Genomic DNA, 22,305 nt, shown 5'->3' with positions numbered 1-22,305 from the left:
CACCGCATCCGAACGCCGGATAAAAAATCCGGAAAATAAAAAACATCTCTCACATGTCATCCACCTTCCGCCGCTTGGCCACAGTCGCCTTGCTGCTCCTCGCGACACCGCTCGTGCGCGCTCTTTCCATCGAAGAGGCCACCGTCGCCGATCTCCACGCCGCCTACTCGACCGGCCGCCTCACCGTCCGCGAAGTCGTCACCGCCTACCTCGCCCGCATCGACGCCTACGATCAGCGCGGCCCGCACCTCAACTCCATCATCAACCTCAACAAACTCGCCCTCGCCGAAGCCGATAAACTCGACGCCTCCTTCCGCTCCACCGGCAAACTCTCCGGCCCGCTCCACGGCATCCCCGTCCTCGTCAAAGACTGTATCGACGCCGCGGGTATGCCGATGACCTCCGGCTTCCAGGGCTGGAAAAATTACATCCCGCCCGCCGACGCCCCGCTCGTCGCGAAACTCAAAGCCTCCGGCGCCATCATCCTCGGCAAAAACTCCCTCTCCGAATTCACCTTCGGCGGTGGCGACAACATCAACTCCGTCCTCGGTGGCTACGCGCGCAATCCCTACAACACCGCCTACGCCACCGGCGGCTCTTCCGGCGGCACCGGCAACTCCATCGCCGCCAACTTCGCCATGGTCGGCATCGGCACCGACACCGGCGGCTCCGTCCGCATGCCCGCCGCCCACAACGCCCTCGTCGGGCTCCGTCCCACCGTTGGCCTCGTCTCGCGCAGCGGCGTCACACCCAACTCTGGCCTCCGCGATACCGCCGGCCCCATGGCCCGCACCGTCACCGATCTCGCGCTCACGCTCGAAGCCATCGCCGGTCCCGATCCCGACGACTTCGCTACAAAAACTCCTCCGCACGGCATCGCTGCTCCGAGTCCCTTTCCTTCCCGCTTCTCCGCTTCTCTCAAAAAAGACGCACTCAAAGGCGCGCGTCTCGGTGTTCTCCGTCAGGCCTTCAAGCCCGCCGTCACCGATCCGCGCATCATCGCCAACTTCGAGAAAACCATCGCCGAGCTAAAAGCCGCCGGCGCAGAGATCATCGACACCTTCACCGTGCCCGAACTCGACACACTCCCCCGCGCTCCGCAAACACCCGCGCGCCTGAAAGACGATTTCGCCAAGTGGTTCGCCCGCCACCCCGGCGTCCCGTACGCCTCCGTTCAAGCCATCGCAGATTCCAAGCTCGCCCACCCGCTTCACCAGGCCCGCCTCGAATCCGTCGCCGCTTCCGGTCCCTTCGAAAGCGATCCCGACACCATCAAAGGCCTCGCCACCGAAAACGCCTACCGCGCCGCTTTCACCAAAGCCATGGACGCCCAGCGCATCGACGCCCTTGTATTCCCCGTCTGGGCACAACTCCCTGTCATCAACGGCGACCGCAACACCCAGATCATGACCAGCGAGCCCAATCCCAAAGGCGGCGTCACCGGCCTCGGCGCGAGCCTCACCTTCGTCGCCAGCACCCTCCAATGGCCCGGCCTCTCCGTCCCCAACGGCTACCTCGGCGAAGGACTTCCCGTCGGCCTCCAGATCGTCGGCCGCGCCTGGGACGACGCCAAAATTATCGGCTACGCCTACGCTTACGAACAGGCCACGCACTACCGTCGCCCACCCCCGACCGTCCCGCCCCTCGGCCCCAAACTCTGATCCACGCCTCCCATGCATCGTCTTCCGATGGAGGCGTGACGCCCCCCGTCGCGCAAAACCGTGGCGCACCCCCAACAACGCGCTACCCCGCCCGCATCCGCCTTCCCGCTTCACTTTCCCTCAACTCCTCCGGCGCTCCGCATCCAATTTCTCAATCCGTCCCGCGGCACCGTTTTAGTCAGCTCTACGGCCCTGTTCTCGCTTTGCGTGCATCTCCTTTACCCACGCCATGCGACTCAAACTTTTCGTCACCGCTCTCGCCGCTTCATTGCTGGCTGCCAGCACCCACGCCCGCACGTTCACCCTCGAGACCGCCTCGATCCCCGACATCCAGGAAGCCGTCGCCAGCGGCGCGCTCACCTATGAGAAACTGATCACCCTCTACCTCGCGCGCATCGAGGCCTACGACCACAAGGGCCCCAAGCTTAACACGGTCATCACGCTCAACCCGCGCGCCCTCGACGAAGCCCGCGCCCTCGACGCCGAGCGCAAAGCCAAAGGCCCCCGCGGTCCCCTTCACGGCATCCCCGTTCTCGTGAAGGACAACTACGACACCTTCGATCTGCCCACCACCGGCGGCACCTTCCTCCTCGACGGCTCCATTCCGTACAAGGACGCCCCCATGATCAAAAGCCTGCGCGACGCCGGCGCCATCATGCTCGCAAAAGTGAACATGGACGAATTCGCCCACGGCGGCATCGGCTTCAGTTCACGCGGCGGCCAGACCCTCAATCCCCACGATCCCCGCCGCCATCCCGCCGGCTCTTCCGGAGCCACCGGCGCCGGCCTCGCCGCCTGGTTCGCCCCGCTCGGCCTCGGCTCCGACACCGGCGGCTCCATCCGCGGCCCTTCCTCCGCCAACGGCATCGTCGGACTCAAACCCACCAACGGCCTGCTCTCCCGCTCCGGCATCATGCCATGCATCCTGACGTTCGATACAGGCGGCCCCATGGCCCGCACCGTGTACGACCTCGCCCTCTCGCTCGGCTTCATGACCGGCATCGACCCCGCCGACCCGCTCACCAGCCGTAGCGCCGGTCTCTTTTATAAAGACTACACCCAGTTCTTGAAAAAGGATGCGCTCAAAGGCGTCCGCCTCGGCGTCATCCGCGACTACGCCGGCACCGACCCCGAGGTGGACAAGGTCTTCGAGTCCGCCCTCGCCGAGCTCAAAGCCCAGGGCGCAATCCTCGTCGATCCGGTCAACTTCCCCGCCATCGCCCTCCAAAATCGCGCGGCCGTCATGGAGCCCATCCGCATGTCCGAAGTCCGCGAAAACTACGCCGCTTACCTCGGCGGTCTCCGCCCCGGCTTCCCCAAAACCCAGGCCGAGCTCGCCGCCAAGGGCCTCGCCCTCACCGCGCCCACCGGAAAATTCCTCCCGCACCCAAGCGTCTTCACCCGCTTCAAACGCATGAGCGAAGGCCCGCCCATCACATCGCTCACATACACCTCCGCGAAAAACCACGGCATGATCGCGGTCCGCGACGCCGTCCTCGGTCTTATGGAAGACAAACAGCTCGACGCCCTCGTCTATCCCACCCGCTCCCGCCAGCCCGAGCTCATCGACCCGAAGACCCCTGAGATCGTGGACCGCGTCGGCCCGCCCTCCCTCACCAGCATCGCCAACGTCACCCAGTTTCCCGACGTCATCGTCCCAGCTGGTCTTACCGCCGACAACAAGATGCCCGTGACCATCTCCTTCTTCGGCCCCGCCTTCTCCGAGCCCAAACTCCTCGGCTACGCCTACGCCTACGAACAGGCGACGAAACACCTCGTCGCTCCCTCCACCACTCCCGCCCTCCCCGGCGAAACCTTCACCTACTGAGCATCCTCCATGCGTCCTATCAGTCTCATCTCCAGTCGCTCGCTCCGTCTCTGCCTTCTGGCATCTGGCCTCTGTCTTCTTCCTCAGCTGCAGCTTCGCGCCGCCGAGTTCAACCTCTCTACCGCCACCATCGCCGACATCCAGGCCGCCATGAATTCCGGCGCGCTCACCTCGGAAAAGCTAACGCAGCTCTACATCAATCGCATCGAAGCCTACGACGCCAAAGGTCCGAAGATCGCCTCCGTACTCTTCCTCAACCCCAACGCCCTCGCCGAGGCTCGAGCCCTCGACGCCGAGCGCAAAACCAAAGGCCCGCGCGGCCCCCTCCACGGCGTCGTCGTCATCGCGAAAGACGTCTTCGACACCGCCGACATGCCCACCACCGGCGGCTTCGTCCCGCTCAAAGGCGTGAAGCCGTCCAAGGACGCCTTCATCATCAAAAAACTCCGCGAAGCCGGCTGCGTCATCCTCGCCAAACTCAATCAGTCCGACTGGTACGGCCAGCCCGCCAACACCGCCGCCAGCACTCTCGGCGGGAACACGCTCAACCCTTACGACCTCAAACGCATCCCCGGCTGGTCTAGCGCCGGCACCGGCGCAGGCATGGCCGCCGTCTTCGGCACCATCGGCCTCGGCAGTGAAACCGGTTTCTCGATACGCACCCCCACGTCCGACAGCAATCTCTACGGCCTCTCCACCACCTCCGGCCTCATCTCTCGCGATGGACAGATGTGGAGCTACATCACCGGCGAACGCGGCGGCCCCATGACCCGCTCCGTCTACGATCTCGCCGCTTCGCTCGATGTCATCGCCGGTTTCGACGCCTTCGATCTCTGGACCGCCCAAAGCCTCGGCAAAATGCCCCTCGAATCCTACGTCTCCTTCATCGACAAAAACGGCCTCAAAGGCGCCCGCGTAGGCGTGCTCAAAGAAGGCTGGGATTTCCACTCCCCCGCGCATGACCCCGACGTCGTCGCCATGGCGAAAAAAGCCATCGCCGTCTTCGGCCAGAACGGTGCCAAGGTCATCGACCCCGTCGCACTCGGCATCGATCTGCCGCAGTACCTGGAAGGAAATTCCCTCCCGAGCCGGTACGAGCGCATCCACGCGATCAATCACTACCTCGCCCGCCAGGGTCCGGAGTATCCGTTCAAAAATGCCCGCCAGCTCCTCCTCGATCACGGCGTCCCCAACGTCCCGGGCCGTCCGGCCGACAAAGAAAACATCGAGGACCTGCCCGACCTCAACCGCGACCCCGAGTACCGCGCCACTCTCGCCGGCAAAGCCGCCCTCCGCGCCGCCGTCATCGCACTCATGGACAAGTACGAACTCGATGCGCTCATCTACCCGCACAAGTTGAGCAAGCCTCTCCCTCTCGGCCCGCGCGGCGATCCAGAACGCAAATACACGGCCAATCAGATGAGCCCCCTCACCGGTTTGCCCGCGATGATCGTCCCGATGGGCTTCACCCCCGACGGCAATCCCGTCGGCCTCGAAATCCTCGGCCGCCCCTGGAGCGAACCCACGCTCATTAAAATCGCCTCCGGCTACGAAGCCTCCGCCAAAGACCTCCGCAAACTCCCGCCAAGCACCCCCGCCCTCCCCGGCGAATCCATCACCTACTGATCCTTGTAGGGCCGCACCTCTGGTGCGCGCCTCCGATATAAATCCCATCAGTCCCATGAGTTCCCTAGGTTCTATTTTTCGCCGCCACACCCGCGCCGCGTTTCTGGCATTGGTCATCGGTCAATGGTCATTGGTCATTCCGCAGGCCAGCGCAGCCGATTTCAACCTGACCACCGCCACCGCCGCCGACATCCAGGCCGCCATGTCCAGCGGTGTACTCACCTCCGAAAAACTCGTCCAGCTCTACCTCGCCCGCATAGACGCCTACGATCAGAAGGGCCCGACGATAAAATCCTTCCTCTACGTCAACCCCAACGCCATCGCCGAGGCCCGCGCCCTCGACGCCGAGCGCAAAACCAAAGGCCCGCGCGGTCCCCTCCACGGCACCGTCGCCGTCGTCAAAGACGTCTTCGACACCTTCGACATGCCCACCACCGGGGGCTACCTCCCGCTCAAAGGTGTGAAGCCTTCGAAGGACGCCTTTATCGTCAAAAAACTCCGCGAAGCCGGCGTCGTTATCCTCGGGAAAAACAACCAGTCCGACTGGTACGCCGCTCCCGAAACGGTCGCCGCCAGCACGATGGGCGGCAACACCCTCAATCCCTACGACCTCAAGCGCACGCCCGGCTGGTCCTCATCCGGCACCTCCGCCGCACTCGCCTCCGTCATGGGAACGATCGGCCTCGGCAGTGAAACTGGTTTCTCGATACGTACTCCCACAAGCGACGGCAATCTCTACGGCCTCGCCTCCACCTCCGGCCTCATCTCCCGCGACGGCCAGATGTGGAGCTACGTCACCGGCGAACGCGGCGGCCCCATGGCCCGCTCCGTATACGATCTCGCCGCCACCCTCGATGTCATCGCTGGCTTCGACTCCTTCGATCTCTGGACCGCCCAAAGCCTCGGCCAGATGCCCGAGAAATCCTACACGTCCTTCATCGACAAAAACGGCCTGCGCGGTGCCCGCGTCGGCATCCTCAAAGACGCCTGGGAGTTCGGCCCCTCAGAGCCCGAGGTTCTCGAACTCACCCAAAAAGCCCTCGCCGTTTTCCCCGCCAATGGCGCAAAGGTCGTCGATGGTCTGACTTTCGGTTTTAGTCTAAAATCCTACCTCGTTTCCAACAGTCTCCCCAGCCGCTTCGAGCGCATCACCGCCGTCGATCTCTACCTCGCACGCCAGGGCCCGGAGTATCCGTATAAAAACTCTAGCGAGCTCATGCTCGGCCACGAGGGCGTCCCCATGCGACCCGGCGTCAAAGCCGCTATTGCCAACGCACCCGATCTCAACCGCGACCCCGAGTACCGCGCCACGCTCGAAGGCAAAGCCGCCCTCCGCGCCGCCGCCATCGCGCTGATGGATAAGTACCAGCTCGACGCGCTCATCTACCCGCACCGCCTGCGCCGTCCGATGCTCATCGGTCCGCGTCCCTCCGAAACCGTTTACAGCGACACGATCCAGCTCAGCCCGCTCACTGGCCTGCCCGCGCTGGTCGTGCCGATGGGCTTCACGCCCGACGGCAATCCCGTCGGCCTCGAAATCCTCGGCCGCCCCTGGAGCGAACCCACGCTCATCAAGATCGCCTCCGGCTACGAAGCCGTCGCGAAAGGCGTCCGCAAACTTCCCCCCACCACACCCGCCCTCCCCGGCGAATCCTTCTCCTACTGAATCATGACCTTCTCCCTCACTTCGCTCTCGCTCGCCCACGTCGCTCGCGCGGCGCGTGCGCTCTCCCTTTTCCGACGGTCGTTGTTGTTCGTCGGATGTTGGTCGTTCGCCGCGGTGGCTGTTTCCACCGCGGCCGAACTTCCTACCGTCGCTCTCTTCACCACCGGCGGCACCATTCAAAGCAAAGGCAAACATCGCCTGACCCTTTCCGAGTATAATGACGGTCGCGTCACACCGGACGAACTCCTCACCGATCTCCCCGAGCTCAAAACTCTCGCCAAAGTCGAGGTCACCGAGATCAGCAACATCGGCTCCGGCGGCGTCACCACAGAGCTCCTCCTGAAACTCGCCAAATCCATCAACGCCACGCTCGCCCGTCCCGATGTCGCGGGCGCCGTCGTCACGCACGGCACCGGCACGCTCGAGGAAACCGCCTACTTCCTCCAGCTCACCGTCAACTCCGCCAAGCCCGTCGTCGTGGTCGGCGCCATGCGCCCGTTCACCGCCATCAGCCGCGACGGCCCGTACAATCTCTACAACGCCGTCCGCACCGCCGCCACGCCCGATGCCGCCGGCAAAGGCGTGATGGTCGTCCTCAACGACACCATCCACTCAGCCCGCTTCGTCACCAAGAACCATACCTACCACGTCGAGACCTTCGTCGCCCGCGAACTCGGGCCGCTCGGCTTCGTCGACTCCGACCGCGTCGTCTTCTACCGCAACCCGCTCGTCCGCCACACCGTCACCAGCGAGTTCGACGTATCCAAGATCGAGACACTCCCTCAGGTCGACATCGTCTACGGTTATCAAGAAGCCAGCTCCGCGCCCATCTTCGCCCTCACGAAGGCCGGCGCCAAAGGCATCGTCTTCGCCGACAGCTCCCCGTCCTACGCCCGCGCTTTCTCCGCCGCTCAGGCCGAAGGCGTCGTCATCGTCCAAAGCGACCGCAAGGGAGCCGGTCGCGTCACCCTCAGCGAACGCGGTGCCGGTCGCGGCATCATCACCGCCGACAACCTGAACGCTCAAAAAGCCCGCATCCTCCTGCGTCTCGCGCTCACCAAGACCTCCGATCCGCGCCAGCTCCAGCGCATCTTCAACGAATACTGAGACCCCGGTAACGTCATCACCCCCGGCCCATCCCTCATGAAAATTTCCACCGTCCTTCTCGCCACGTCACTCGTTCTCAGCTCTTCGTCACTGCTCGTTCCCTGCGCATCCGCGCAGGAAATCCCGCCCATCACACCGCCCGGCCTCGCCTCCTCGCTCCCGCGCATCCGCCTCCTCTCCCTCGGCGGCACCATCTCCGGCACCGCCAAGGAACGCCTCAACGTCACCAACTACGGCGCTCCCCGCCTCAGCCCGGAAGACTGGGTCACCGCTCTTCCTGAACTCGCTCTCTTCGCCCGCGTGACGCCGGAAGATGTCCGCCCGCCGGAAAACGCCGAGATCGATGAGGCTCACTGGCTCAAGGTCGCCAAGCGTATCCAGGAACTGGCCACCGACGATTCCGTCGACGGCATCGTCGTCACTCATGGCACTAACACCATGGTCGAGACCGGCTACTTCTTCAGTCTCGTCGTGAATATCAAGAAGCCCGTCGTCATGGTCGGCGCCCAGCGTCCCTGGACCGGCATGAGCGGCGATGGCCCCCTCAACATGGTCAACGCCGTCCGCGTCGCCGCCACCCAGGCCGCCACCGGCAAAGGCGTTCTCCACGCCATGAATCAAAACGTGTTTCCCATCCGCGACGTCACCAAGACCAGCGCCTACCGCGTCCACACCTTTCAGGGCATCGACCTCGGCGTCATCGGCGTGGCCGATCCCGATATCGTGAAATTCTACGCCGAGCCCACCCGCCTCCACACCTTCAAGTCCGAGTTCAACATCGCGAAGCTCCCCGCCGCGCTCCCCGACGTCGAAATCGTCTACGGCTACAACGGCACCCCCGGCTACATCGTCGACGCCATGGTCGCCAACGGCGTCAAAGGCATTGTCGTCGACGGCACCGGTGCCGGCTCCGTCCCGCGCACGACCGAGGACGCTATCAAACGCGCCCAGGAAAAAGGCGTCATCATCGTCGCCACCGCCCGCACCCGCGGCGGCCGCGTCCAGGAAACTCCCCGCCGCACCGAGGCCAAAGTCGTCCCCGGCGATAATCTCCCGCCCGAGAAAGCCCGCATCCTCCTCCAGCTCGCGCTCACCAAGACCACCGACCTCGCCGAGATCAAACGCATCTTCGACCAGTACTGAGCCATGCTTCGTTCCTTCCGCTTCTGCCTCCTGGCATCTGGCCTCTGGCTTCTCCCTCAACTGCAGTTACGCGCAGCGCAGTTCGATCTCTCAACCGCCACCGTCGCCGACATCAACGCGGCTTTCGAATCCGGCGCCCTCACCAGCGAAAAACTCACGCAGCTCTACCTCGCCCGCATCGAGGCCTACGACAAGGCCGGCCCAAAAATAAACGCCGTCATCACGCTTAACACCGAGGCGCTCGCCACCGCCCGCGCCCTCGATGCCGAGCGCAAGACCAAAGGCCCGCGCTCTCCGCTACACGGCGTTCCCGTCGTCCTCAAAGACCTCTACGACACGAAGGACATGCCGACCTCCGCCGGCTTTCTTCCGCTCAAAAACTCCCAGCCCACGCTCGACGCCACCGTCGTGAAACGCCTCCGCGAGGCCGGCGCCATCATCCTCGCCAAGGTCAACATGGACGACTGGTTCGGGGTCCCCAAACCCGGCGACCAGAGCACCGTCCTCGGCCGCACGCTCAATCCCTACAACGCCGAACTCACCCCCGGTGGCTCCTCCGGCGGCACCGGCGCATCCGTCGCCGCCGTATTCGCGCAACTAGGACTCGGCAGCGAAACCGGCGTCTCCATCCGCAATCCCACGTCCAACAACTCCATCGTCGGCCTCGCTCCTACCCGTGGGCTCATCCCCCGCGCCGGTCAGGTCATGACTTCTTTCACCCAGGAACGCTGCGGCCCTATGGCCCGCTCCGTCTACGATGTCGCCGCCCTCACCGACATCGTCGCTGGTTTTGACGCCGAGGATCTCCTCACCATCACCGCTCCCGGCCGCATGCCAAAGGGTTCTTACACGCAGTTCCTCGAAAAAGATGGCCTCAAAGGCGCGCGCATCGGCGTGCTTCGAGATCTTTTCCGCAAGGGCGATAAACACGTCGAAGGCACCGCCCTCATCGAAACCGCGATAACCGACATGAAGGCCTCGGGCGCCATCGTCCTCGACGATCTCTCGCTCGGTTACGACGTCTTCAAATTCCTCGATTCCCACGGCGGCATGAGAACGAATTTCCACGAAGCGCAGTTCTCCTACGACCTCTACTTCCGCCGCCTCGGCCCCAATGCCGTCATCAAAAACATGGACGACCTCGTCGCCTTCGGTGACCTCGTGAAACCCAGCATCCGCAAAGGCTACGCCGAGTTTCGCTCGCTGACCCACCACGCCGACTACCTCGCCCGTCGCGACATGCAGGAATCGCTCAGCGCCCAACTCGTCGCGCTCATGGACAAATACAAACTCGATGCGCTCGTCTACCCGTTCAAGACGCTGCCGCCCGAGCCACATCTCGAAAAAGGACTCGCCGGAAAAGACAATGCCGTGAGCTCCATCACCGGTCTTCCCGCACTCATCGTTCCCACCGGCTACACGAAAAAAGAAAATGGCCCCATCGCGATGGAGATCCTCGGCCGTCCCTGGAGCGAGCCCGTGCTCTTCCGTCTCGGCTACGCCTACGAACAAGCCACGCACCGCCGCCAGCATCCCGCCATGGTCCCCGCACTCTCCGGCGAAAAATTCACCTACTGATCCAAATGCTCCGCTCTATCCGCTTCTGCCTTCTGGCCTCCTTCTGGCTTTTTCTCCTGTTGCAACTGCGCGCCGCGCAGTTCGATCTCTCCACAGCAACGATCTCGGACCTCAACGCCGCCTTCGACTCCGGCGCGCTCACCTCCGAAAAACTCGTCCAGCTCTCCCTCGCCCGCATCGACGCCTACGATAAAAAGGGCCCGGCACTGAACACCATTATCACCCTCAAAGACCGCGCCGCCGCCCTCGCCGAAGCCCGCGCCCTCGACGCCGAGCGTAAAGCCAAAGGCCCTCGCTCCCCGCTGCACGGTATCGTCGTCCTCGCCAAGGACGTCTACGACACCGCCGACATGCCCACCTCCGGCGGCTTCAAGCCCATGGCAACGTCGCAGCCTTCCCGCGACTCCTTCGTCATCGCCCGCCTCCGCGCCTCCGGAGCCATCGTTCTCGCGAAGCTCAATCAATCCGACTGGTACGGCGTCGCTTCCAGCGGCGGCAGCACCCTCGGCGGCCAGGTGCTCACTCCGTACAACCTGAAAAAATTCCCCGGCGGCTCCAGCTCCGGCACCGGTTCCGCCATCGCCGCATGGTTCGGCACCGTCGGCCTCGGCTCCGACACCACCGGCTCCATCGTCATTCCCACCGCCCTCAACAACCTCGTCGGCTTCTCCACCACCCACGGCCTCGTCTCCCGCACCGGCATGATGTGGAGCTCACCTTCCCAGGAAAACGGCGGCCCCATGGCCCGCTCCGTCTACGACTGCGCCGCCGTCCTGGATTCGATTGCCGGATACGATCCCGCCGACCTCGCTACTCAGGCTTCCGTCGGAAAACTCCCCGAAGCGCCCTACACGAGCTTCGTCAAAAAAGACGGCCTCAAAGGCGCCCGCATCGGCGTCCTCCGCGAGATGATCCGCTCCGGCCCTCTCCACACCGACGGCATTGCTCTCGGCGAAAAAGCCATCGAGGACATGAAGAAAGCCGGCGCCGTCATCGTCGATCCCGTCCTCACCGGCCTCGTCCTCCATCAAACCCAAGTCGACGCCTCCGCCTATCCCTACGAGGTCGCCTCCGCCATCGACAAATACCTCTCTGCCCTTCCGCCGTCCGCGCCCATCCGCTCCGTGAAAGAGATGATCGAAAAAGCGCCCGACCTCGTGAAGCCCGCCATCGTCGCCAGCGCGAAGCTCGGCGCTCCCGATCGCAACCCGCAGTTCGCCGCCGCTCTCAAACACCAGAAGGTCCTCCGCGACGCTCTCATCGGCGTCATGGACAAATATGAACTCGATGCCCTCGTCCTACCTTTCCGCACCTACCGCATCGAGGACCTCGCCGGCATGCCTAAAACGAACCGCCAGGAATCGCGCAACCAGCTCGCCTCCGTCACCGGCCTCCCCGCCATCATCGTCCCCGGCGGCTTCTTCGACGACGGCATGCCCTTCGCGATGGAGTTCCTCGGCCGCCCCTTCTCCGAGCCAAAATTGATCACCGTCGCCAGCGGCTACGAAGCCGTCTCCGCGCACCGCAAGTCCCCCGCCACCACACCCGCCCTCACAGGCGAAAAGATCACCTACTGATCCGTTTAGTGCGCGGATACCGCATCAGCCGCTCCCGTCCGGTCATAGATCGCCAGCCGTTCGACGATCGCCTTGCTCGCAGCGTTCAGTCCCACCAGCTCGACGGTGACACCTTGCTGGCGGTATTTGATCACGATCTTATCCAGAGCGTTGATCGAGGTCGTGTCCCAAAAATGCGCATGAGTGACATCGAGCGTCACCTTCTGAAGTTTTTCCCGTAGATCGAACGCCGCTACGAACGCAGTCGTGGACGCGAAAAAAAGCTGCCCGCGCACGTGGTAAATTCGCTCCGACCCATCCGCGCTCAAATGCGAGGTCACATGCAGCAGCCGCGCGATCTTCGCCGCGAAGCACAACGCGCTCAGGAGCACGCCCGCCCCCACGCCAAGCGCCAGATTATGCGTGCCGACGACGATCGCGACCGTGGCAAAAGTCACAAACGTGGCCGACTTCGGATACACCCGGATGTTTTTCAGCGACGCCCAACTAAACGTGCCGATCGACACCATGATCATCACCGCGACCAGCGCAGCCATCGGGATGCGCGCCACCCAGTCACCGAGCATCACAATGAGAAACAGCAAAAATGCCCCCGCCCAAAACGTGGAGAGCCGTCCGCGTCCGCCGGACTTCACGTTGATGACAGTCTGGCCGATCATCGCACATCCGGCCATGCCGCCGAATAAACCGGAGGCGATGTTGGCCACGCCTTGCCCCGTGCATTCCCGGTTCTTATCGCTGCCCGTATCCGTATAATCATCCACGATCGTCGCCGTCATCAACGACTCCAGCAGACCCACCACCGCCAGCGGCAACGAGTAAGGCAGAATGATCATCAACGTTTCCCACGTGAACGGAATGTCGGGGAAGAGAAACACCGGAAGCGTCGAAGGCAGTGCGCCCATATCTCCAACCGTGCGCAGCAGATTGTTTTCGCCCCACCCCAGCCACACGGAGAGCCCCGTCAGCACGACGATGCACACCAGCGGCGAAGGCACCGCCTTGGTCAGCCGCGGCAGGCCGTAGATAATCGCGAGTCCACCCGCGACGCAGGCATACATGAGCCAGCCTTGCCCCGTGAACTCCGGCAGCTGCGCAAGGAAGATGAGGATCGCGAGCGCATTGACGAAGCCGATCACCACGGACCGGGCCACGAAGCGCATAAGATTACCCAGTTTCAGAAAACCGGCGATGATCTGAATGACGCCCGTGAGCAAGGTGGCCGCAAATAGGTATTGCAGCCCGTGCTCCTTCACGAGCGTGACCATGAGCAGCGACATCGCGCCCGTGGCGGCCGAAATCATGCCCGAGCGCCCGCCGACAAAGGCGATCACGACCGCTATGCAGAACGAGGCATAGAGGCCGACCCGAGGATCGACGCCTGCGATGATGGAGAAGGCGATGGCCTCGGGAATGAGCGCGAGGGCGACAACAGTGCCGGCTACGAGATCGCGGACCGGGTTGCCGAACCATTGATGTTTATAGGTCTGAGTGGACATGAGTGATCTGATTAAAAGTTAAAATGTGGGCAGAAGCCCTGGAAAGAAACAGCGCGGTAAACACGCCACAGTTAAACCGGCGAAGCAGGTAACAGCGTCCCTCACAGGACCGTCGTATTAGAACAAGCGCGCTACCACAATTGTGGCAGACACCGCACTCACCCACCGCTCGACGCTGGGTCAGCGGAAAAAATTAAGGTGGAGTGAGCAAGAAACGCGTCATGTACGAACGCGGGATGGTTCGGATCAACACGCCAGGCGCAACCCCAACTTCCGAAAGCACAGCCTCATCAAGCCCGCCGGCTTGAATTAAAAACAATCACCCGCCCCGCGTGTTGAATCCTTCTCCACGCACCCGATTCGCGGCACCCGGGGCATCTCCCGTGCTAAGCGAGAGACCGCATCACTGGAATCGTTTCGTCCTGCCCACCCCGCAGTCCGTCGCGTCTCTCCGCGTGATCACACGTCACTCCGGGCCTTCTCAACACCTGCTTCTTGCACATGCGTTCCCAAGCCTTCCTCCCGCCGTCCTCCCGCCGCCGCTTCATCGGACAACTCGGCGCCCTTTCCGCCGCCACCGTCCTCGCTTCCCGCCTCCGCCTCGAAGCCGCCGCCAGCAAAGCACCGATCCCCGACGATATTCTCTACACCTCCGCCGCGCGCATCGCTGCGATGATCAGGGAAAAGAAAATCTCCTCCGTCGAGGTCACCAAGGCCTACATCGCCCGCATCGAGGCGGTTAACCCTAAGCTCAATGCCGTCGTCTTTCCGTGCTTCGAGCGAGCCTTGCAGGAAGCGCAACGCGCCGACGAAGCCCTCGCCAAGGGCAAACTCTTCGGCCCGCTCCACGGCGTCCCCTGCACCATGAAAGACTCGCACGACACCCTCGGGCTCGTCTCCACCGGTGGCACCATGGGTCGCAAAGGCCGCATCGCCACCCGCGACGCCACCTACGTCCAGCGCGTCCGCGCCGCCGGTGCCATCATACTGGGAAAAACGAATACACCCGAGCTCACCCTCTCCGGCCAGACCACCAATCTCATCTACGGCAAGACTCACAACCCGTACAAACTTGGCTACCAGCCCGGCGGCTCCACTGGCGGCGGCGCGTCGATCATCGCGGCCGGCGGCTCGCCCTTCGACATCGGCACCGACTTCGGCGGCTCCATTCGCGGCCCCGCTCACTTCTGCGGCATCGCCGGCATCAAGCCCCAGTTCGGACGCGTCCCGCGCACCGGCCACATCGTCGACTACGGTGGCTACTTCGACTCCTTCCAGGTCATCGGCCCGATGGCCCGATGGGTCGAGGATCTCGACCTCATTCTCCCGCTGATCTCCGGCCCCGACTACATGGACGCCGCCATCGCCCCGATGCCGTGGGCCGACGTCTCCAAAGTCGATCTCAAGAAAATCAAAGTCGCCTACTATATCGAAAACGGTTCTGAGAAAAAATGTACGTCCGAGACCGTCGCCGCCGTCCAAAAAACCGTCGCCCTCTTCAAAGATCTCGGCGTCACCGTCGTCGAAGACGCTCCACTGGCACTCATCAAAGAGTCCCAGGAAATCCGCAACGCTCTCTCCACCGCCGACGGCCGCGCCTGGGTCCACCGCATGCTGGCCAAGTACGGCACCACGCAAGTTTCGCCGGTCATCGCGATGGGCTCCGAGCCGTCGTGCGACACTGCGCAGTTCACCAAACTCGCCGAAGACTTCGACGCCAACCGCGTCAAATTCCTTCAGTGGGTAAAGCCCTACGATCTCGTCATCTGCCCTGCCAACGCCACTCCCGCCGAGCCCTGGCCGGATGAACCCCGCTGGACGCCACCCGCCGGTGGAAATTATGGATACACCGGCACGTACAACAACACGGGCTGGCCCGGCACCGTCGTCCGCGCTGGCACCTCACCCGACGGCCTGCCGATCGGCGTGCAGCTGATCACCAAGCCCTGGCGTGAAGACATCTCCCTCGCCGCCGCCTACTTCGTCGAAGCCGGCACCGGCGGCTTCGTGAAACCCGCGATCTAACCTCTGCCACATCCACACATGTCGCTCACGAACACCTTCACCAGCCGTCGCGCTTTCCTCACCGGCTCCGGAAAAAAATCCGCCGCCACTCTCCTCGCTTCGCTTCCCTTCGCCGCAATCGCCAGCGCGCAGTCAGCGCCCGCCTACGCGACGTCTTCCGATAAAACCGACGACCTCGTCTTCATGTCGGCGACCAAAATCGCCCAGCTCATCCGCGAGAAAAAAGTCTCCTCTGTCGAAGTCGTCAAAGCCCACTACGCCCGCATCGACGTCGTTAACCCGAAGCTCAACGCCGTCGTCCAGTTCTGCCGCGACCGCGCTCTCGCCGAGGCCAAAGCCGCCGACGATCTCCTCGCGTCCGGCAAATCCAAGGGCCCGCTCCACGGCGTTCCCATGACCATCAAAGACTCCTGGGACACCGAGGGCGTCATCTCCACCGGAGGCACCCAGGGCCGCGCCTTCTTCGTCCCGTCCAAAGACGCCACCATCGTCGCGCGCCTCCGCGCCGCCGGAGCCATTCTCCTCGGGAAAACCAACACACCCGAGTTCACCCTCGGCGGTATCAGCGGCTTGGGCACGACCGTGAACATCATCTACGGGATGTCGCGCAATCCGTACGATGTCACCCGCTCCACCTCCGGGTCCACCGGCGGCGGCGGCGCGATCATCGCCGCGGGCGGTTCGCCGTTCGACGTCGGTACCGACTTCGGCGGCTCCATCCGCGGCCCCGCTCACGCCAACGGCATCGCCGGAATCAAACCCACCTCGGGACGAATCCCGCGCACCGGCCACATCGTCGATTACGGCGGTGTGTTCGAAAGTTACCAGCAAGGCGGCCCCATGGCCCGCAAGGTCGAGGATCTCGCGCTGCTTATGCCGATCCTCTCCGGCCCCGACGACCTCGACTGCGCCATCCTTCCGATGCCGTGGACCGAGCCATCCACCGTCGATCTGTCCAAATTGCGCGTCGCCTACTACACCAGCCTCGCGCCCGACTCCGCCAAGCCCACCGCGGAGATGACCGCGACCGTCCTGGCCTGCGCAAAATTCTTCGAAGGCCTCGGCTGCAAAGTCACCGAGTCGCATCCTCCCGGTGCCATCGAGGCCGCCGAGCTCTCCACCAAACTTCGCGAGGGCGACGGCAACGCGTGGCAGAAGCGTCTCACCGAAAAATACAAGACCACCAAGCCCGGCCCCGACCGCCGCTTCGATTACCCGCTCATTGCGACCTCCGAGTATACAAAACTCCTCGAAGATCGCGACGCCTGGCGCAGCAAGATGCTCGGCTGGGTCAAAAGCTTCGACCTCATCATCTGCCCGCCTTCGCTCGGACCTGCTCCCGTCATCGGAAGCCGCGAAGGCAATGAACGCGTCCGTGGTTCTGGATACACCACGACGTACAATCTCACCGGCTGGCCTAGCGGCGTCGTCCGCGCCGGCACGTCACCCGAAAAAATGCCCCTCGGCATCATGCTCACCGCCCAGCCCTGGCGCGAAGACGTCGTCCTCGCCGCCATGTCCGCCGTCGAAGGCAAATTCGGCGGCTGGTCCAAACCGTCCATCTGATCGCCCGCCTCCTTGTCAGGCCCGACCTCGCGTCGGGCCTGAACCCTTATCCCCGCTCCCGCCACCTCTCTTCTCCTTTTCATGCGCAAACACACCCGCCTCCGCTCCCTCTTCCTGATCTCCGCCGCATTCGCAGCGCTGACCGCCTCCGCCTTCGCCAAACCTAAAGTCGTGATCGTCTCCATGGGAGGCACGATCGCCAGCAAGGCGTCGTCGCGCATGAACCTGAACAACTACGGCGGCAAAGGCAACGGCGTCGCCCCGCAGGAGTGGCTGGATTTCCTCCCCGAAGTTCAAGAGGTGGCCACCGTCACCGCCGAGGACATGCGTCAGCCCGAGGGCACCGTCGGCGGCGACACATTCCCGTACCTCGCTCGCGTTGCGAAGCGCCTACAGGAACTCGCCAACGACCAATCCATCGATGGCATCGTCGTCACTCACGGCACCAACACCCTCGCCGAAGCCGCGTGGTTCATGCACCTCACCGTCTCGGTGAAAAAGCCCGTCGTCTTCGTCGGTTCGCAGCGTCCCTGGTCCGGGCTCAGCGGCGACGGTCCGATGAATCTCTACAACGCCGTCCGCATCGCCGCCACTCCCGAGGCAGCCGGCATGGGCGTCCTCCACATGATGAACGACACGCTCAATGGCGCGCGCGATGTTACCAAGACCAGCGCGTATCGGCTGGAAACCTTCAAGAGTCCCAACACCGGCCCGCTCGGCTACGCTGACTCCGACAAGGTCGTCATCTACAACAAGCCTCTCCGCAAACACACCTCCGAGTCCGAGTTCAACATCTCGAAACTCCCCGCCACACTTCCGTCGGTTGAAATTCTCTACGCCTACACCGAATCGCCCGGCTATCTCGTCGATGCACTCGTCGATCACGGCGTGAAGGGAATCATCATCGATGGCACCGGCGCAGGTTCACCTGCCGGCGGCCAGGTGGATGCCGTCAAGAAGGCCCAGGAAAAAGGCGTCGTCATCGTCGCCACCGCCCGCACTCGCAGCGGCCGAGTTCAAGACACGCCTCGTCGTCGCGAATCCAAAATCGTCCCTGGCGACGATCTCCCGCCCGAGAAAGCCCGCATCCTCCTGATGCTCGCGCTCACCAAGACCACCGACCTCACCGAAATCCAACGTATCTTCGACACGTACTGATCCACGTTGCTGCCTCCGTCGTAGGCCCGACTTCACGTCGGTCTGTGACTCCGCGCAACCCATCGGCCCTGTAAGTCCCACTCTATGCATCCTCATTCTCTCCGCTGCGTGCTCACCGCCGCCGCTCTCACACTTCTCTCCGCACTCACCGCTGTCGGTGCCGACCTGCCCAAGGTGAAGCTCTTCACCACCGGCGGCACCATCCAAAGCAAAGGCAATCACCGCCAGAAACACATGGAGTATTCCGACGGCAAAGTGACGCCCGAGGAACTGATCGCCGATCTCCCCGAGATGAAAGATTTCGCCGATCTCTCCTACATGGAAATCTCCAACGTCGGCTCGCCGAGCGTTAACACCGAGATCCAGCTCCGTCTCGCCAAGGCTATCAACGAATGGCTCGCGAAGCCCGAGTCCGCAGGCGCTGTCGTCACTCACGGCACCGCCACGCTCGAGGAGACCGCCTACTTCCTCAACCTCGTCATCAAGTCCGACAAACCCGTCGTGGTCGTCGGTGCGATGCGTCCCTTCACCGCCGTTTCCCGTGATGGTCCGTTCAACCTTCTCAATGCCGTGCGCACCGCCGCCACGCCTGAAGCTCGCGGCAAGGGCGTCATGATCCTCCTCAATGACGAGATCAACGCCGCCCGCGAAACCACCAAGGGAAATACCAATCGCATGGATACGTTCGTCGCCCGCGACTCCGGCCCTCTCGGTTTCGCCGACTCAGATCGCATCGTCTTCTATCGCAAGCCCACGACGCGCCATACCAGCAAGTCCGAGTTCGACGTCTCCACGCTCACCACGCTCCCCCGCGTCGACATCACGTACGGTTACCAGGAGTCCGATGGCACCGCGATCGATGCCTTCGTCGCCGCTGGCGCCAAGGGTATCGTCCTCACCGGTGGTAGTCGCGAGGCAGTCAAAAACGGCCAGGCCAAGGGCGTCGTCTTTGTGAACAGCGACCGCAAGGGCTCCGGCCGCGTCCTCGAAAGCACCCGCAGCGCCGAATCCAGCGTGCCCACTTCCGACAACATCTCGCCGCATAAAGCGCGCATCCTTCTTCGCCTCGCTCTCACCAAGACGACCGACCCGAAGGAAATTCAACGCATGTTCAACGAGTACTGAGCCAGACCCAACCCACGACTCCTCCTCATAGAACTTTCGCACATGCGCTCAAAAAATTTCTCCCGCCTTCTCCTCTCCGCCGTGGTCATCGGCCACTGCTCACTGCTCAGTCCCTCCGCCTTCACGGCGGAAATTCCGACTTACTCTCCGCCGCCAGCGATGCCGGCCAACGCCGCCACGCTCCCGCGCATCGTCCTCGTCTCTATGGGCGGTACCATCGCCAGCCGCGGTGAACCACGTACCAACATCACCAACTACGGTGGCGGCGTCCGCGTCGAGCCCATCGACTGGGTCAACGAGATGCCCGAGGTAGCCACCGTCGCCCGCGTCACCGTGGACGATCAACGTGCTCCGCAGAACCGCGCCTCCGGCCAGGAAACGCACGAAGATCTCCACCGCGTTTCCCAGCGTCTCAACGAGCTCGCGAACGATCCCAACGTCGACGGCATGGTCGTCACCCACGGCACCAACACCCAGTCCGAGGTCGCCTTCTACATGAACCTCACCGTGAAGACCGATAAGCCCATCGTCTTCGTCGGCTCGCAACGTCCCTGGTCCGCCATGTCCGGCGACGGCCCCCGCAATCTCTTCGACGCCATACGCGTCGCCGCCACCAAAGAGGCTTGGGGCAAAGGCGTGCTCCACTGCACCAACAACCTCATCACTCCCGCCCGCGATCTCGATAAAACCAGCGCCTACCGCACGCACACCTTCAAGGGCGTCGACGTCGGCGCCATCGGTGTCGCCGATCCCGACAGAATCGTTTTCCAGCGCGACGTCATCCGCCGTCACACCACCGGCTCAGAGTTCGCGGGTAAATCCTACCCGACCGTTCCCGCAGTCGAGATTTTCTACGGTTATCGCGAAGCGCCCGGCTACTTCATCGACGCCGCTGTCGAACACGGCGTCAAAGGCATCGTCATCGACGGCGTCGGTGCTGGCGGAGCCACTACGAGCCAGCAGGCCGCCGTTAAACGTGCCCAGGAAAAAGGCGTCGTCGTCGTCATGACCGCTCGCACCTATGGCGGCCGCGTGCAGGACACGCCGCGCCGCCGCGAAGCGAAAATGGTCCCCGGCGACAACCTTCACCCGGAAAAAGCCCGGATCCTACTCCAGCTCGCGCTCACCCAATCCACCGACCTCGCCGAGGTCACCCGCATCTTCAATGAATACTAATCTCCGCCTGCGCCGGTCGCTCGCACTCGCCGTCCTCAGTGCGCTCGCACTGCTCAAACCGGCCAGCGCCGAAACCCTCGTCCTCACCCAGTCCACGCTCAAAGAGGTCAACGCCGCCCTCACCGCCGGCGCGCTGACCTCCGAGCAACTGGTCAAACTCTCGCTCGCGCGCATCGCCGCGTACGATCAGGCCGGACCCAAGCTCAACGCCGTCATCTACAACAACGGCGAACGCGCCCTCGCCGAAGCCCGCGCCCTCGATGCCGAGCGAAAATCAGGAAAAGTCCGTTCCGCCCTGCACGGCATCCCCGTGCTCGTGAAGGACAACTACGACACCTTCGACATGCCGACTACCGGCGGAGCGCTCGCGCTCAAAGATGCCGTCCCCGCGCACGATGCCTTCATGGTCAAAAAACTCCGCGAGGCCGGGGCCATCATCATCGCCAAAACCAACCTCGATGAAATGGCCCGCGGCGGAAACGGCGTCAGCTCCCTCGGCGGACAAACGCTCAATCCTCACGCACTCGATCTCATCCCCGGCGGCTCTAGCGCGGGCACCGGTGCCGGTGTCGCCGCTGTCTACGCACTCGTCGGACTCGGCACCGAAACCGGCGGCTCCGTCCGCCATCCCGCCAACGACAACAACATCGTCGGCATGGTCGCGACCGAAGGTCTTCTCAGCCGCGCGGGCATCATGCCGATCTCCATGACACAAGACCGCGGCGGACCGATGACCGTCAGCGTCTACGATTGCGCCGTGATGCTCACCGTCATGGCCGGCATCGATCCCAACGACCAGATCACCCGCCTCAGCATCGGCAAAACTCCCGACGCCCCTTACGAGAGCTTCCTCAAGCCAGGCGCGCTCAAAGGCAAACGCCTCGGCATCCTCCGCGATCTCTTCAAGAACGGCCCCGAGCACGCCGAGTATCACAAGCTCATCGAGGACGCCGTCACGAAGATGAAGGACGCCGGTGCTATCATCATCGATCCCGTCTCATCCGGCACCGATCTCTTCGCGATGCTTCAGGGTCAGGGCGTCAGCAACTACGAATTCAAGGCATCCTTTAACAGCTACCTCGCAGCCCGCGGCGCGAACCAGCCCGTCTCCACGCTCGCCGATCTCATCAAGACCGGAAAATTCCATCCACGACTCAAGGAGCGCTACGCCGAATCCGAAGCCGCTATCGTACTCGAATTGAATGCTGAATACGCCGGCAAGTACCGGAATCGCGCCATCCTCAAGGATCTCCTCGAGGACCTCATGGTGAAGTTCGACCTCGACGCGCTCGTCTATCCCGTGCGCTCCGGCCCGCTTCCCAAAGCCGGCACCTGGCCCCTTCCTCCCGGCGCATCCGGCCAGAGCATCAGCGACTACTGTGGCCTCCCCGCAATCACCGTTCCCGCCGGCTTCACCGCCGACGGCACGCCCAACGGCATCGAGTTCCTCGGCGCCGCCTTCGACGACGCGAAGATCCTCCAGATCGCCTACGGCTACGAACAGACCGCGCCGCATCGCAAACTCCCGAAAATCACCCCGCCCCTCCCCGGCGAAACCATCACGTACTGA

General features: G+C 63.4%; 15 protein-coding genes. 14 read left to right on the top strand and 1 reads right to left on the bottom strand.

All coding sequences use genetic code 11. The annotated features are described in order from the left end of the window. Window positions 1–53 precede the first annotated feature (53 nt). The 8 genes from CMV30_RS12880 to CMV30_RS12845 all read left to right on the top strand — a co-directional run bounded on the left by CMV30_RS12880 (window position 54) and on the right by CMV30_RS12845 (window position 12,186). Entirely contained in the window at window positions 54–1,661 is a 1,608-nt protein-coding gene (locus tag CMV30_RS12880) for an amidase (protein WP_096056418.1), read from the top strand. Window positions 1,662–1,890: 229 nt separating this feature from the next. Next, window positions 1,891–3,489: an amidase family protein gene (locus tag CMV30_RS12875; RefSeq protein ID WP_096056417.1), complete on the top strand. Its 1,599-nt coding sequence runs from the start codon at window positions 1,891–1,893 to the stop codon at window positions 3,487–3,489. 9 nt (window positions 3,490–3,498) lie between these two features. Continuing rightward, on the top strand, window positions 3,499–5,115 hold the full coding sequence (locus CMV30_RS12870) for an amidase family protein (RefSeq protein WP_096056416.1): 1,617 nt from the start codon (window positions 3,499–3,501) through the stop codon (window positions 5,113–5,115). Between the two features lie 55 nt (window positions 5,116–5,170). Then, window positions 5,171–6,781 carry an amidase family protein gene (locus tag CMV30_RS12865; protein ID WP_096056415.1) on the top strand — a complete coding sequence of 537 codons (1,611 nt, stop codon included), beginning with the start codon at window positions 5,171–5,173 and terminating at the stop codon, window positions 6,779–6,781. A 3-nt stretch (window positions 6,782–6,784) separates the two neighbouring features. Further along, window positions 6,785–7,888 (top strand): type II asparaginase, encoded by a 1,104-nt coding sequence (locus CMV30_RS12860; RefSeq protein ID WP_096056414.1) that lies wholly within the window; start codon window positions 6,785–6,787, stop codon window positions 7,886–7,888. 36 nt (window positions 7,889–7,924) lie between these two features. Then, window positions 7,925–9,031 (top strand): asparaginase, encoded by a 1,107-nt coding sequence (locus CMV30_RS12855; RefSeq protein ID WP_096056413.1) that lies wholly within the window; start codon window positions 7,925–7,927, stop codon window positions 9,029–9,031. Window positions 9,032–9,034: 3 nt separating this feature from the next. Continuing rightward, on the top strand, window positions 9,035–10,609 hold the full coding sequence (locus tag CMV30_RS12850; protein ID WP_096056412.1) for an amidase family protein: 1,575 nt from the start codon (window positions 9,035–9,037) through the stop codon (window positions 10,607–10,609). Window positions 10,610–10,614: 5 nt separating this feature from the next. Then, window positions 10,615–12,186 carry an amidase family protein gene (locus CMV30_RS12845; RefSeq protein WP_096056411.1) on the top strand — a complete coding sequence of 524 codons (1,572 nt, stop codon included), beginning with the start codon at window positions 10,615–10,617 and terminating at the stop codon, window positions 12,184–12,186. 5 nt (window positions 12,187–12,191) lie between these two features. On the opposite strand, the gene CMV30_RS12840 is transcribed toward CMV30_RS12845, so the two are convergent. Then, window positions 12,192–13,685 carry a SulP family inorganic anion transporter gene (locus CMV30_RS12840; RefSeq protein WP_096056410.1) on the bottom strand — a complete coding sequence of 498 codons (1,494 nt, stop codon included), beginning with the start codon at window positions 13,683–13,685 and terminating at the stop codon, window positions 12,192–12,194. A gap of 501 nt (window positions 13,686–14,186) precedes the next feature. Between CMV30_RS12840 and CMV30_RS12835 the strand changes: the two genes are divergently transcribed. The 6 genes from CMV30_RS12835 to CMV30_RS12810 all read left to right on the top strand — a co-directional run bounded on the left by CMV30_RS12835 (window position 14,187) and on the right by CMV30_RS12810 (window position 22,305). Continuing rightward, on the top strand, window positions 14,187–15,710 hold the full coding sequence (locus CMV30_RS12835; protein WP_096056409.1) for an amidase: 1,524 nt from the start codon (window positions 14,187–14,189) through the stop codon (window positions 15,708–15,710). Between the two features lie 18 nt (window positions 15,711–15,728). Further along, complete coding sequence (locus tag CMV30_RS12830; RefSeq protein WP_096056408.1) at window positions 15,729–17,276, top strand: amidase; 1,548 nt, start codon at window positions 15,729–15,731, stop codon at window positions 17,274–17,276. 81 nt (window positions 17,277–17,357) lie between these two features. Further along, window positions 17,358–18,434, top strand: coding sequence for an asparaginase (locus CMV30_RS12825; protein ID WP_096056407.1), 1,077 nt, complete (start codon window positions 17,358–17,360; stop codon window positions 18,432–18,434). A gap of 84 nt (window positions 18,435–18,518) precedes the next feature. After that, window positions 18,519–19,559, top strand: coding sequence for an asparaginase (locus CMV30_RS12820; protein ID WP_096056406.1), 1,041 nt, complete (start codon window positions 18,519–18,521; stop codon window positions 19,557–19,559). A 42-nt stretch (window positions 19,560–19,601) separates the two neighbouring features. Next, the gene (locus tag CMV30_RS12815) at window positions 19,602–20,735 is read left to right on the top strand and encodes an asparaginase (protein ID WP_096056405.1); all 1,134 of its coding nucleotides are present in this window, start codon (window positions 19,602–19,604) and stop codon (window positions 20,733–20,735) included. Further along, on the top strand, window positions 20,725–22,305 hold the full coding sequence (locus CMV30_RS12810) for an amidase family protein (RefSeq protein ID WP_175414864.1): 1,581 nt from the start codon (window positions 20,725–20,727) through the stop codon (window positions 22,303–22,305). Before CMV30_RS12815 ends, CMV30_RS12810 begins: the two co-directional genes overlap by 11 nt.

Origin of the sequence: Nibricoccus aquaticus (assembly GCF_002310495.1) — a bacterium.
Classification (GTDB): domain Bacteria; phylum Verrucomicrobiota; class Verrucomicrobiia; order Opitutales; family Opitutaceae; genus Nibricoccus; species Nibricoccus aquaticus.
Note: the sequence above shows the minus strand (reverse complement) of the source record. Positions and strands in the feature narration are given on the sequence as shown.